Source organism: Paenibacillus sp. FSL M7-1414 (assembly GCF_038003195.1).
GTDB classification, from domain to species: Bacteria; Bacillota; Bacilli; order Paenibacillales; family Paenibacillaceae; genus Paenibacillus; species Paenibacillus amylolyticus.
The window spans coordinates 5,259,421-5,271,840 of record NZ_JBBOOS010000001.1 but is presented as its reverse complement, the minus strand read 5'-3'; the positions used below and the strand labels follow the sequence as shown (position 1 = coordinate 5,271,840).

Below are 12,420 nucleotides of genomic sequence, written 5' to 3'. Positions count from 1 at the left end.
GGACCTCCTTTTCATTTTGGTATGTATGAGAGATGCAAGCAACGGACGGTTTTTAAACAATACCAAGGCGCATGCGATAAGAAAAGAGTATTTTTCTGGATTCTCCATCAAATACACGATTAGCCAGCGCTCTAAACTCCTCAGCAGCTGTTAATAGATCATCCGCTCCGAGCTTCAACGCCGTTTGCAGGCCGCCTTGGCTCAGGGCGAGATTGACATATCGATCGGCTGTGAATGTCTCGTGGTGATGAAATACGATTTCCCGAACATATCGGAACAGCCCAGACTGCTGAATCTGCTGCAAATGCCCATCCTTGCTCCATTTGTGTGCCTGACTATTCTGGGGAGCCAGACTGGCTGCTCGTTGATCTGCTTCCTTATTCAGCTGCAGATAGGCTTGTTCTAACTGCCAGTCTATCATTGGCGGCCAGTCGCAATCGTAGGCTGCAAATATGCCCCCTGTACGCAGTACACGTGCAAACTCGCGTAGTGTGGGTTGCGGCTCCATCCAGTGAAACGATTGCGAGCAGGTCAGCACATCCACACTGCCATCTGGTAGTCCGAGGTCGTGAGACAAGCCGGACACAAACCGCAGGTTATCCGGCTTCCCGGCAGATTCCCACTTGGATTCAGCTACAGACCTCATGTCATCGCTGGGTTCAAAGCCGATGATACGTTCAGCTTCATTAAGCCAGATCCACGAGGATAAGCCGGTGCCACAGCCTATATCTGCGACCATACGCGGTGTGCTGCCAAGATATGTCGTTAGAATATCCACCACCTCAGTGGGAGCAGCTGGTCGGTTCTGATCGTATAACGTACCAAAACCTCTGAAACGTTCCACATTGTTGCGTCTAATGTCTTGCATGGATAAACCTCCTTTGGTCAGATGGATGACGGAGAGTCAGCGGTGATCAAATGTTGTATAGGTCTATATTATATCATTCATTGTTGGGAAGTTTGTTCATGACGTTCTGCAAATGTTCAACGGCTTTGATATGACGTCTGAGCAATTCCTGTCCAACATGAACAGGCTCGATTACGGTCAGCTCGGAACCAAACGACAGCAGGAAGGAGTAGAGCCATTCCCCTACATTCAGTTCGAGAGAAACACGGAGCCTGCCATCAGGCTCTTTTTTAATGAGGGAGGGTTCGAAAAAATCATACACTCGGTATGCAATATTGCTGGAGAACGAGAGTGTAAGAGGAGTCAGGATAGGAGCTGCTTCTGATTCAGGGTCGTTTGATCCGGCAGTAACAGAGTGATCGTGTTTTCTCGCCAAAAAAGTCAACTGGGTGATCCGTTTCATCTTAAATGTCTCGAATTCTTTCCGATCAGGGTCATCATGGATATATCCTTTGAAGTACCACGTACTGTTTTTGAATATAAGTTTCTGTGGCTCCACAGTCGGCATGCTTTTCTCGCCATCCGAATTAACATAATGAAACGTAATCAATTGATTCGTTAATATGGCTTGTTTCACCTGATTGAACAGTTCTCTCTCTTGCAGAGGAATACTGCCCCATGGCGAGAAATTGAATTCGATCCAATCCAGCTTGTGATCAAAAAGGGCGGTTAACCGTTGCAGCATATGGGCACTGTTAAGATGGGGGATCGCACTGATGCTGTATAGTCCCATCAAAATTTCATTCTGGTCTTCTTCAGACAACAGGGACTTGTCCATGACATAGTTGTCCATAAGATGAATACCGCCATGCTTGCCGGTCGTCGTATAGACGGGAATGCCCGCAGCGCTCAGCCGGTCGATATCGCGGTACACCGTACGTACCGAAATCTCGAACATACGGGCGAGTTCGGGTGCAGTGGCTTTCTTTTTCTCCAATAACAAAAGCAACATTCGAAATAGTCGGTTATTTTCCATGCTCTGATTATACCATGACAATAGGTGTCAGGGTATGGATGGTACACTGGTTATATAGTCTTGTTGAGATATGAAGGAGGAACTGATCATGACAATGAAAGAGGGATTTTACTGGGGTGGCGCTACGGCTGCCAATCAATTCGAGGGTGGATGGAATCAAGGTGGCAAAGGGCCGAGCACGTCTGACATGATGACAGGGGGAACCCACACGACCCCACGCCGGATTACGCCTGTATTGGAAGAGGGCACGTATTATCCGAGCCATGAAGCGGTTGATTTTTATGGACATTACAAAGAAGATATTGCCATGATGGCAGAGATGGGCTTCAAAATGTTCCGCATGTCCATCAACTGGTCCCGGATCTATCCAAACGGTTATGATCTGGAGCCAAACGAAGAGGGATTGCAGTTCTACGACAATGTTTTTGCCGAGTTGAAAAAGTACAATATTGAGCCGCTCGTAACGATCTCCCATTATGAAACGCCATTCGGTCTGACACAGAAGTATAACGGCTGGGCTTCCCGTGAAGTCATCGACTGTTATATCCGTTATTGTACAACCCTCTTCAACCGTTACAAGGATCAGGTCAAATACTGGCTGACGTTCAACGAAATTAACTGTCTGACGATGCCGATGGGTGCATATATGGCTGCAGGTATTCTGTTTGAAGGCAAAGAGACGCTGGTCGACGGAGTGGATGATCCACAGACTCGTTTCCAGGCATTACATCACCAATTCGTTGCGAGTGCCAAAGCAGTGAAGCTGGGACATGAGATCAACCCTGATTTCAAAATTGGCTGTATGGTTGCATTCATGACAACCTATCCAAACACATGTAACCCGGACGACATGTTGCTTGCACAGAAGAAAGACCAAATCTCTAATATGATCTGCGGTGATGTACAGGTTCGTGGAGCGTATCCTGGTTTCGCCAAACGTTTCTTCGCCGAAGAAGGTATCCAGATCGAGATGCAACCGGGAGACGAGCAGACTTTGCGTGAAGGCTGCGTAGACTTCTATTCCTTCAGTTATTACATGTCTTTGGTTGAAAGTGCGGATGAGTCCCTCGAGAGAGCAGAAGGTAATCTGCTGGGCGGTATCAAAAATCCATATCTCGAAGCTTCCGACTGGGGTTGGCAGATCGATCCAAAAGGACTGCGTTACACGCTGAATCATCTGTATGATCGTTATCAGATTCCACTGATGGTGGTTGAGAATGGCTTGGGTGCTGTCGATGTGGTCGAGGAAGACGGCTCCATTCAGGATGACTATCGCATTGATTATCTGAAAGGTCACATCGAACAGATGAAAGAAGCGGTAGCTGACGGCGTAGATCTGATTGCCTACACCATGTGGGGATGTATCGACCTGGTTAGTGCATCCACTGGAGAGATGAAGAAGCGTTATGGCTTCATTCATGTCAACAAGGACAACGACGGTAACGGAGACTTGAGCAGAACACCGAAGAAGAGTTTCCACTGGTACAAAAAAGTCATTGAATCCAATGGTGAAGAGTTATAAATTGGCTTAAAAATAACTAGACCCGCCTGTTCCCTTAAATGGGACAAGCGGTCCATGTAGTCCTGAACGAGTTCAGGACTACTATATATGAATATAAAAAATACCCGGCTATCCTTCAGTTAAGGAAAGCCGGGTATTTCTTTGTGTAGTTCCATAGCGGGCCGCCTAGGCCAGCCTTCTGCTTTGCAGTTGGGACATGCGCTCCAAATGCCGCCGATAAAACCATATGCATGTGGACAGCCAGCAACCACTCAAGAAGTATCCGCCTACGATATCACTTGGATAATGCACCCCCAAGTAGATACGACTTATACCAATGGTCAGTATAAATATGGCGCTGGCAACAATCATCAGCACACGTCCGGTGACGGTGGGTACATGTTTCCAGATTAGAAAGGCCAGTCCACCGTACAGGCTAAATGCTGCCATAGAATGCCCACTGGGGAAGCTATAGCCGCTCACTTCGATAATCCGGTTAATGGTAGGTCTGGCACGCTGGAATACCAGCTTGAGCAATGCATTTAACAGGGTTGAACCTGCGATCACACAAGCCAGGAAGAGCAGTTCGCGTTTGTGTCGCAGGCAAACGTATAACACAATCATGGCGATGATGGTAATGAAGACCACTGGCATTTCGCTGCCGATCCAGGTGAAAAGGTGCATGAATTGTGTCATACCAGGGGATTCCAACCCCTGAATCCAGCCGATTAAGGTATCATCAAATCGATGAATCTGGTTGTCGCTGATGGACAAGGCGATGCTTATAAAGGCGATCATGCACAACGCCGCAACGAGCAGCGGGAATGAGATATTCTTTTTCCAGTTGTGTATCAAATGTTGAGTTCCTCCGTGATGGTTGATTTCGTATGTTGTGTCCTTGCGTGTGTCGGACATAACGATATTTGTATTGTGCTATAATTTTACAATAAATATAGCAGCAATAAAAATATGTAACCTTAACAACGCTTATTCAAGCAGAGAATGTAGGAGGGGAGCGGTCGGAATGAAACGACGTTTGGAGATGTGCATGTTGATCTTACTGTTGGTTACGTCTGGGTTAGCTCTATTTCCCGGAGAGAGAGTGTATGCTTGCAGTTGTGTCGAGAATGATGTTCAAGAGAGATTGAAGACCTACGCAGCAGTATTTACGGGAGAAGTGGTGAATAAAGGCAATTCTCAACAGTCGAAGCATGATGGTTTATTAAGAGAGTATACCTTTGATGTAGGTACTGCATGGAAGGGGGTTAATGCCAAAAAGATGAAAATCCTCGCGAGTGACGGAGGGTCTGACTCCTGTGGCATTCAATTTGAAAAGAATCAATCCTACCTGATCTATGCTTATCAATATGAAGTGGATCATAAGCTTCATACGAATCTGTGCAGTCGCAATGTTCCAATTGAACAAGCCGGAGACGATCTGAAATTGCTGGGTGCGGGCAAGCTTGTAAGTAAAGAAGATTTTGGAGAAACCACCGATGGGAGAAGTGAATATATCCAACTCATATTATATGGTGGAGTCATTTTATTGGCAGCGTTGGCAATCGTGTGGATATGGAAACGAAAGAAAAGAATCTGATTGCAGGTCTGATGAAAATTGAAAGTTGGATTGTATAACAAAAGGTTTGTATGATTGAAAAACAAGTCAATCCCCGTAAGAACGTTGAGGTACATCCGCGTTTCATACGGGGATTTTCAGGAGTGGCGTCAAAATTGTATCCAATTGGAGTCGAGATTATCGATCCGATGGAACTAGTTCAGCTGCAACATGTATTCATAAGCTGTGACACCAAATACCCGTTTGAAATGTCGATTCAGATGGGTCAGATCGACGAATCCGCAATCGGCAACAGCAGCATAGACGTCCTTCTGCATTTCGATGGATTGACGGGCACGCTCTACTTTGCAGTTTAAGAAAAACTGGTAGGGGGATATGCCTGCTTGTGCTTTGAATTCACGGATAAATTGAAACTTGGACATGCCAAATTCGGAGCTCAGGTTGTCCAGCTTGAGCACATCTTCAGTGCTGCAAAACATGATTTCCTTGGCTTTGCGGACCAGGTTGTCCTGAGGCAACCAGAGCTTGGTGTCCATTTCCTTCTGAGCCAGCAGGTGAACCAGATCGAAGACCCGTTCGCTGCACTCGGCTTCGTTCTGTCTGAGTTGAACGGCATCGTTCAGCATCAGGATCTTACGTGCAAGCTCGGGATCATAGACGATGGGACTTCCAAAACGCAATTCCTTTTTGCCGATAATCTCCTCTACCAATTCCGGCTTCAAATACAGCATCACATAGTCAATGCCAGCCTTATCATAGGAGCTTCCATCATGGGACTGTTCACGGTTAAACAACATGACACCATTTTGGTGAGACGCCTGATATTGTCCGTCCAGGTTATATTGTTGAATGCCACGCAGGGTTACGCCAACCGCATACTCTTCATGGCAATGTTTTTTGTATGCAAAATCAGTAAAGCTGGCGGATAGTGCCAGCACGTCTTGCGACTTTTTATAGTTAAACCGTTCCATGCAGCACACCTCCCAAGCTTTAGATCAATCCGGATACTATAATGGCTGAGTATAACAAAAAAAGTGCCATGAGAATACTCAGTAATTTTTGGTGGCGATTCAGCAACGTTCTGAAAACCGTGCCAAAAACAACCCAACTGGAATAGGCCAGAAATCCAATGAATGTAATGAGCACCACGAACAGAAACGATGAGAATGAACTTTGATAAAAGGGCAATACATAACTTGGAATGACAGTGAAAGTAAACAAGACCACCTTTGGGTTCACAAATTGCATGATGAAACCGTTCCAGAATCCGGTAACTTGTTTCGGTGCATCCTCGGTGGTACCCATCTTGTAGATCTGGTACGCCAGATACACCATGTACAGGCCGCCGACAATCTGCATCACCTTCAGAATTCCGGGTAACACTCCCGCAAGAAGCTGATTAAGAAAAGCTGAAGCGGTAAGCAGCAGACCAAATGCCAACGTAGCTCCCCAGACATAACGCATTGTTTTTCGTGCGCCAACGATCTGTGTAGAAGAAAGAATTACGATATTGCTGGGGCCGGGGGTAAATGTTACGACGATGCAGTAGATTAAAAAAGATGCAAGATTCATAAGGATGATGCTCTCCTCTGGTTGTAGTTTAGTTTCATGATCATACGTCCAAAGGGAGAAACCATATAGTACATTATTGCAGCAGGTACACGGTTAGCAACAGGAGCTTGCTTTTAAAAGATAAGGGGTGGTTTTCTTTTTGAATGATTGCGTTTACAATTTAGACGATGTACAAGGTGATCAGACGACTTGAGGAAGTGAACGGAATGAAAAAAATGCTACTTGTTTACATTTTGCTAATCTCAGCATTTGCGTTGTATGTATTGAGGTTTGAATACACCAGTCAGGTAAACAGTTCTTGGGAGGACCGGGGGCTGCGCGGTGATATCGGAGAGACGTATATCATGATTACATTCCAGTCCGGGCTGGAGTATTGGAAGAGCCCGCTCAAAGGTTTCGAGGATGCCGCGGATGCACTCGGCGTGACCGTAGAATATCGCGGGGCTACCCGGTATGATGCGAAGGAGCAGACCATGGTGATCGAGCAGGCTATCGCTCGTAAACCCGCAGGCATTGCTATATCTGCAATCGATCCTCAATCGTTAGTTCCAGCGATTAACAAGGCAATCGACGCAGATATCCCTGTTGTATTATTTGACGCGGATGCACCCGATAGCCAGGCCTATTCTTTTCTTGGGACAGATAATTACAAGTCGGGTGTAATGGCTGCCGATAAAATGGCTGAACTGCTGGGTCGTGAGGGAGAGGTCGCGGTATTAACCTTGCCTGGGCAACAAAATCATGAAGAGCGAACGAAGGGTTTCCGCGATACGATCAAGGAGAGATACCCTTCCATGCAGATTGTTGAAGTTGCAGACGGACACGGTGATGCGATGGTATCCAGAGACGAAACAATCAGAATGATGAAGGAACATCCCGAGCTGGCGGGAATTTTTGTGACTGAAGCTACCGGAGGGGCAGGAGCGGGGGAAGCTGTTCAAACTCTCGGGGACAGACATCCATTGCAGATTATTTCGTTTGATACAAATAAGACTACATTGGATATGATCAAGAACGGTACGATCTCAGCTACAATTGCACAGGGAACCTGGAATATGGGATATTGGTCACTCCAATATCTGTTCCATCTGCATCACCAGTTAACGGTTCCTGCCCCATCCTCATCCGGTGAAAATGCACCGCTTCCCGTGATGGTGGACACAGGGATCTCTGTGGTGACACGCTCGGATGTGGATGATTACTATGCCAAATAACAAGGAGTATTTCAAGAGTCCAAGGCCTTGGAGTAGGAGAGCAATTCTCTCCACTTTCAGGAACGGGATTCGGCGTTTACGCTTGCGTAATATGCCCCTTCGGTACCAGCTGATGTTGCTTTTTCTGTTATTCGCCATTGTGCCTTCCGTAGGGCTTGGGTTGCTTGTAAACTGGACGGTGGAGCGGGTTGTTGAACGACAGGTTGAAGGGCATACCATGCAACTGATTGGCAAAGTGAATGAAGCTCTGAACAGCAAAATGGAGAATTTGCAGAATATGACCTATCTGATTGCATTTGACCCGGATATTGATGCTTTTATGAACGACAAAATGCCACTGAATGATGAAGCAGGTATCGAACCGATGAACATGGACACCAATGCCGAAACGGAGCAAAATCGGTTATATGGCATCAAACAAACCTTGCAGGGATTCACAACATTGTATCCTGAAATCGCCGGGATTGTTCTCGTCAATGCAAGTGGTGACTATATTAGCAACGAGATGTATCCCCGAGCGGAACAGAGCCTGATTCAGGAAAATTGGTATCAAAAAGCTTCGGCCAATCCGGGCATCTTCATGGTGTTGGGTCAGCCGAAAGAGCGTAATCTCACGACACATGTACGGTACAAGGATGATGAGATTGTATCGGTTGCGCGTTCCATAACGGATGAAGCGTCAGGACGTGTGCGGGGCGTTATTATGATTGATCTTAAACTTAGGTCCGTCTCTCAGGCTGCCCGTAATGTAACCTTGGGGAAATCCGGTTATGTGATGGTGACGGATGCAGAAGGTCAAAGTGTATACAAGCCGGAGCATCCGCTAATAGAACACATTCCCACAGACTGGTTCCCCTCCGGTGAGAGTGGAACGTTTACCGCCGATACAGAAGGTGGAACGTTATTATTCATGTATCAGTCGTCTACCTTTACGGGTTGGAGAACGGTAGGGGTATTTCCCACAAGAGACTCGATATCCGAAGTACGCCAAATCCAGTTTTACGTGGTTAGCTTTGTATTTGTGGTTTGTTTGTTTGGCCTGAGCGCCTCTTTATGGTTCTCCCGTTCTATTGCTCAGCCCATTTTCCGACTCATGTCCTACATGCGAAGGGCGGAGACTGGCAATCTCAGACCAGGCCGCTGGAGCGATCGCGCTGATGAGATTGGCATGCTTGGCAACAGTTATAACCGAATGCTGGCACAGATTCGACAACTGATATCACTAAATGAATTGCGGGAGCGGCAGAAGCGCGACGCTGAAATGCGAAGTTTGCAGGAGCATATCAAACCACACTTTTTGTACAATACCTTGGATACGATTCATTGGATGGCACGCAAAGAGGGTGCAGAAGATGTATCCGGCATGGTTGGTGCGTTATCTCGATTATTTCGCATAGGGCTTAGTAAAGGACGGGATTACATTCCGCTGCATTCCGAGATTGAGCATATGACCAGTTATCTGCAAATTCAGCAGACACGATACCGCGATCGTCTTCAGTATACATTGAATATTCCAGAGGAACTGCGGGACCTTTTGGTGTTAAAGCTGCTGCTTCAGCCCCTGATAGAGAATGCAATCTATCATGGAATCAAGGGCAGGCGTGGGCCGGGACACATTCGGGTGGAGGCCAGATTGGAACATAACAGACTGCTGCTGACCATTCATGATAATGGAGCAGGCATGTCCATCGAACGGCTTGCCGAGATGCAGCAGTTGCTCGAAGCTCCGTTGGCAAGTTTGGAAGCGTCTTCGCCTGGGATGACAGGCAAAAGTTATGGAATGTTGAATGTGCAGGCCCGTCTCCGGCTGTCCTTTGGCGATGAATACGGTATTGTGCTGGAGAGCCAGGAAGGTGAAGGAACGAGTGTGACCATCATTCATCCGTTGATGCGAGAGCTCCCACCAACCAAGCAATTCAATAACGAAGAGAGGCAGGAGAGTGAATGGGAAAATTCATGAAATCGGCCGTGACAACTTCCACTGAAACAGATGAGACATCCGCATTGACTACAGTAATGGAGATTACGCCGGATAGCGATGTGGCGAAGAAATACCGCGTGCTCATCGCTGATGATGAACCGATCATTCGTGAGGGGATTCGGGATGCCATTGACTGGATAACTCTCGGGATGGAGGTTGTTGGTGAAGCGGAAGATGGCGAGGAAGCGCTGGAACGGGCGGCTGACTTGGGTGTGGATATTGTTCTCGTTGATATGAATATGCCATTCCTGAACGGAATCGAACTAATCCGTGCCCTTCAGCAGAAGTGCCCGGGCTGTCGTTACCTGATCATCTCGGGACATGATGAATTTGCATATGCGCAGGAGGCGGTTCGTCTTGGCGTAGAGGATTACATTTTGAAACCTGTGCAAGCAGAACAATTATATGCTGCACTTGAGCGATTGCATCAGCGACTTACTGAAGAGCACCAGAGGACGGCATATGTACAACAGGCAGCTCATCAGATTGAACGTAATATCCCGTTGCTTCGCCAGCGATTTATGCTGGAGTGGCTGGAGGGGCAGGCTGAAGGGAGGGATCTGACGGAGCAACTTGTGTTTTTACGGCTGCCCGCCGTCCCACCTGTGCAGATCGGGGTCGTACGCTGGCCTGCCGCTGAAGCTCGTCAGACGATACTGAGAGAGAATGATCGTCAGTTATTTCTGTTTGCAGTGGAAAATATAATTAGTGAACTGCTGGGGGACGTGCCACATGTCCTGTTTCGGGACGTAAGCGGCTTGATCGGCATGTGTCTGTGGCAGGAAGCCCCAGAAGAAATAGAATCCCTTCTGGAACAGCAGATTAGTTCTTGCCTGAATATTGCCATTCATGCTCATGTGGAGACACATGCAGGGACACTGGAAGAAACGCCAGATACGTACCGTCTTTGCCGTGAAAGGGTATTCGGGGAAGTGCAGTTGTCGCCTCTGGTTCGCCGGGCAAGACAGCTTATTCACGAAGAATATGCCGAGCGGGAACTGACCCTGGAATCGCTTGCTTCCCGTCTACAAGTATCTGCCGTATATCTTAGTCGTGTGCTGAAGAAAGAGCTGAATGATTCCTTTGTCACGCTTGTCACGCATGCTCGCATTCGCAAGGCTATACAGTTATTAGACTCAACAACACTGCCGATCCACACCATAGCTGAGCGTGTAGGTTATGATACCCAACATTATTTCAGCACTGCATTTAAGAAAACAATGGGCATTTCACCAGTGCAGTATCGAAAGAACGGGGGGACGGCTTATCATCCTTCTGCGAATTAAATATCGTATTACAGTTGTTCACTTAGACATGTGATAAATGAGATGGATGTGTTCTACTTCGTGTGAAGCGAAGTGGAGCATGTCCTTTTTTTGACTCTGGAATGGTATCTCATGGGTCACACTTGTACTTTAAGTGTTTCCATCAAAAGTTAAATTTTTATAAAAAAGGTTCAAAACGTGCAAAGACCTTACGGCTTCTCGAATGCTACCATTGGTCTCAGACAGGAACACCAAGCAACAGGATGGACTACATGCATTGTAAGCGTTATCTTATGACTCATTCAGAACCGTATGACGTGAGGAAAGGGGAACTTCATATGAAAAAAGGAGCAATGCTCATCTGGCTTCTGGTGATGACCTTGATGCTCTCGGCCTGCAATCTGGCAGAGAGTGGCCCAGGCAGTAAAGAAAAGGGATATGTCGGTATATCGATGCCGACCAAATCATCAGAACGATGGGTGGGAGACGGGGAGAACATGGTCCGTCTGTTCCAGGAGCAGGGGTACAAAACCGATCTTCAGTATGCTGAGGATGTGGTCGAGAATCAGATTTCACAGATTGAAAACATGATCACCAAAGGTGTGGATGTGATGGTCATCGCGTCCGTGGATGGCAACACATTAACGGATGTAATCAAGAAAGCGCATGACGAAGGGATACAAGTGATCTCGTATGATCGGCTCATTCGCAATACGCCATACTTAACCTATTACGCCACGTTCGACAATTTTAAGGTGGGTGTGCTTCAAGCCTCCTACATCGAACAAAAGCTTGGACTCAAGGATGGAAAAGGACCTTATAACATTGAGCTGTTTGGTGGCTCTCCTGATGATAATAACGCCTATTTCTTCTTCGACGGTGCGATGTCTGTGCTGAAGCCGTACATCGATTCAGGCAAACTGGTGGTACGCAGCAAGCAGATGACGATGGCCCAGATTGCAACCTTGCGCTGGGACGGTGCATTGGCCCAGTCACGGATGGATAACCTGCTGAGTGCCTATTACTCGGGTGATAATCTGGATGCAGTATTATCTCCTTATGATGGAATCAGTATTGGTATCATCTCATCCTTGAAAGGGATTGGTTACGGTACTTCGAACAAACCGCTGCCCGTTATTACAGGACAGGATGCCGAACTTGCCTCGATCAAGTCCATTGTGGCCGGGGAACAGACGCAGACGGTGTTCAAGGATACACGGAAGCTAGCGGAGAAGACGGTAGAGATGGCCAATAGTATTTTGCAAGGAAAACAGGCGGAAGTTAATGATAAAACATCATATAACAATGGAATTGAGGTTGTTCCGGCGTATCTCTTGGATCCCATCTCGGTGGACCGTACAAATGTGGAGCAGGATATCGTTGGTACACAGTATTACACGAAGGAAGAAATCGGACTGAAATAATAAA

The 12,420-nt window shown here is 47.0% G+C and carries 11 protein-coding genes; 6 read left to right on the top strand and 5 right to left on the bottom strand.

Going from position 1 to position 12,420, the window contains the following annotated elements; all coding sequences use genetic code 11:
• Nucleotides 1-52: 52 nt before the first annotated feature.
• Together MHH92_RS22905 and MHH92_RS22900 are read right to left on the bottom strand one after the other, a co-directional pair.
• On the bottom strand, nucleotides 53-868 hold the full coding sequence (locus tag MHH92_RS22905) for a class I SAM-dependent methyltransferase (protein ID WP_340906507.1): 816 nt from the start codon (nucleotides 866-868) through the stop codon (nucleotides 53-55).
• 73 nt (nucleotides 869-941) lie between these two features.
• Nucleotides 942-1,883, bottom strand: coding sequence for a helix-turn-helix transcriptional regulator (locus MHH92_RS22900; protein ID WP_340906505.1), 942 nt, complete (start codon nucleotides 1,881-1,883; stop codon nucleotides 942-944).
• Nucleotides 1,884-1,971: 88 nt separating this feature from the next.
• Between MHH92_RS22900 and MHH92_RS22895 the strand changes: the two genes are divergently transcribed.
• Nucleotides 1,972-3,405 carry a glycoside hydrolase family 1 protein gene (locus tag MHH92_RS22895; RefSeq protein ID WP_047844010.1) on the top strand — a complete coding sequence of 478 codons (1,434 nt, stop codon included), beginning with the start codon at nucleotides 1,972-1,974 and terminating at the stop codon, nucleotides 3,403-3,405.
• 165 nt (nucleotides 3,406-3,570) lie between these two features.
• On the opposite strand, the gene MHH92_RS22890 is transcribed toward MHH92_RS22895, so the two are convergent.
• The gene (locus MHH92_RS22890) at nucleotides 3,571-4,239 is read right to left on the bottom strand and encodes a phosphatase PAP2 family protein (RefSeq protein ID WP_340906503.1); all 669 of its coding nucleotides are present in this window, start codon (nucleotides 4,237-4,239) and stop codon (nucleotides 3,571-3,573) included.
• A 169-nt stretch (nucleotides 4,240-4,408) separates the two neighbouring features.
• Between MHH92_RS22890 and MHH92_RS22885 the strand changes: the two genes are divergently transcribed.
• Nucleotides 4,409-4,981, top strand: coding sequence for a hypothetical protein (locus MHH92_RS22885; protein ID WP_340906501.1), 573 nt, complete (start codon nucleotides 4,409-4,411; stop codon nucleotides 4,979-4,981).
• Between the two features lie 173 nt (nucleotides 4,982-5,154).
• Here the strand turns inward: MHH92_RS22885 and MHH92_RS22880 are convergent, their stop codons facing one another.
• Nucleotides 5,155-5,931 (bottom strand): AraC family transcriptional regulator, encoded by a 777-nt coding sequence (locus MHH92_RS22880; protein WP_036617099.1) that lies wholly within the window; start codon nucleotides 5,929-5,931, stop codon nucleotides 5,155-5,157.
• Between the two features lie 19 nt (nucleotides 5,932-5,950).
• The gene (locus tag MHH92_RS22875; protein ID WP_036617102.1) at nucleotides 5,951-6,532 is read right to left on the bottom strand and encodes a LysE family translocator; all 582 of its coding nucleotides are present in this window, start codon (nucleotides 6,530-6,532) and stop codon (nucleotides 5,951-5,953) included.
• Between the two features lie 206 nt (nucleotides 6,533-6,738).
• Between MHH92_RS22875 and MHH92_RS22870 the strand changes: the two genes are divergently transcribed.
• From MHH92_RS22870 to chvE, 4 genes are all read left to right on the top strand, one after another.
• On the top strand, nucleotides 6,739-7,746 hold the full coding sequence (locus MHH92_RS22870; protein WP_100529115.1) for a substrate-binding domain-containing protein: 1,008 nt from the start codon (nucleotides 6,739-6,741) through the stop codon (nucleotides 7,744-7,746).
• 91 nt (nucleotides 7,747-7,837) lie between these two features.
• Nucleotides 7,838-9,706, top strand: a complete 1,869-nt coding sequence (locus tag MHH92_RS22865; protein ID WP_340907762.1) for a cache domain-containing sensor histidine kinase — start codon at nucleotides 7,838-7,840, stop codon at nucleotides 9,704-9,706.
• A gap of 8 nt (nucleotides 9,707-9,714) precedes the next feature.
• On the top strand, nucleotides 9,715-11,013 hold the full coding sequence (locus MHH92_RS22860; RefSeq protein ID WP_445744714.1) for a response regulator transcription factor: 1,299 nt from the start codon (nucleotides 9,715-9,717) through the stop codon (nucleotides 11,011-11,013).
• Nucleotides 11,014-11,330: 317 nt separating this feature from the next.
• A complete protein-coding gene (gene chvE, locus MHH92_RS22855; RefSeq protein WP_036674459.1) occupies nucleotides 11,331-12,416 on the top strand; it encodes a multiple monosaccharide ABC transporter substrate-binding protein in 1,086 nt (361 codons plus the stop codon).
• Nucleotides 12,417-12,420: the final 4 nt, after the last annotated feature.

Excerpts from the sequence above, each read along its gene's own strand:
- MHH92_RS22905 (WP_340906507.1), bottom strand. The coding sequence starts at position 868 with ATGCAAGACATTAGACGCAACAATGTGGAACGTTTCAGAGGTTTTGGT.
- MHH92_RS22900 (WP_340906505.1), bottom strand. The coding sequence starts at position 1,883 with ATGGAAAATAACCGACTATTTCGAATGTTGCTTTTGTTATTGGAGAAA.
- MHH92_RS22895 (WP_047844010.1), top strand. The coding sequence starts at position 1,972 with ATGACAATGAAAGAGGGATTTTACTGGGGTGGCGCTACGGCTGCCAAT.
- MHH92_RS22885 (WP_340906501.1), top strand. The coding sequence starts at position 4,409 with ATGAAACGACGTTTGGAGATGTGCATGTTGATCTTACTGTTGGTTACG.
- MHH92_RS22880 (WP_036617099.1), bottom strand. The coding sequence starts at position 5,931 with ATGGAACGGTTTAACTATAAAAAGTCGCAAGACGTGCTGGCACTATCC.
- MHH92_RS22875 (WP_036617102.1), bottom strand. The coding sequence starts at position 6,532 with ATGAATCTTGCATCTTTTTTAATCTACTGCATCGTCGTAACATTTACC.
- MHH92_RS22870 (WP_100529115.1), top strand. The coding sequence starts at position 6,739 with ATGAAAAAAATGCTACTTGTTTACATTTTGCTAATCTCAGCATTTGCG.
- MHH92_RS22865 (WP_340907762.1), top strand. The coding sequence starts at position 7,838 with ATGCCCCTTCGGTACCAGCTGATGTTGCTTTTTCTGTTATTCGCCATT.
- chvE (WP_036674459.1), top strand. The coding sequence starts at position 11,331 with ATGAAAAAAGGAGCAATGCTCATCTGGCTTCTGGTGATGACCTTGATG.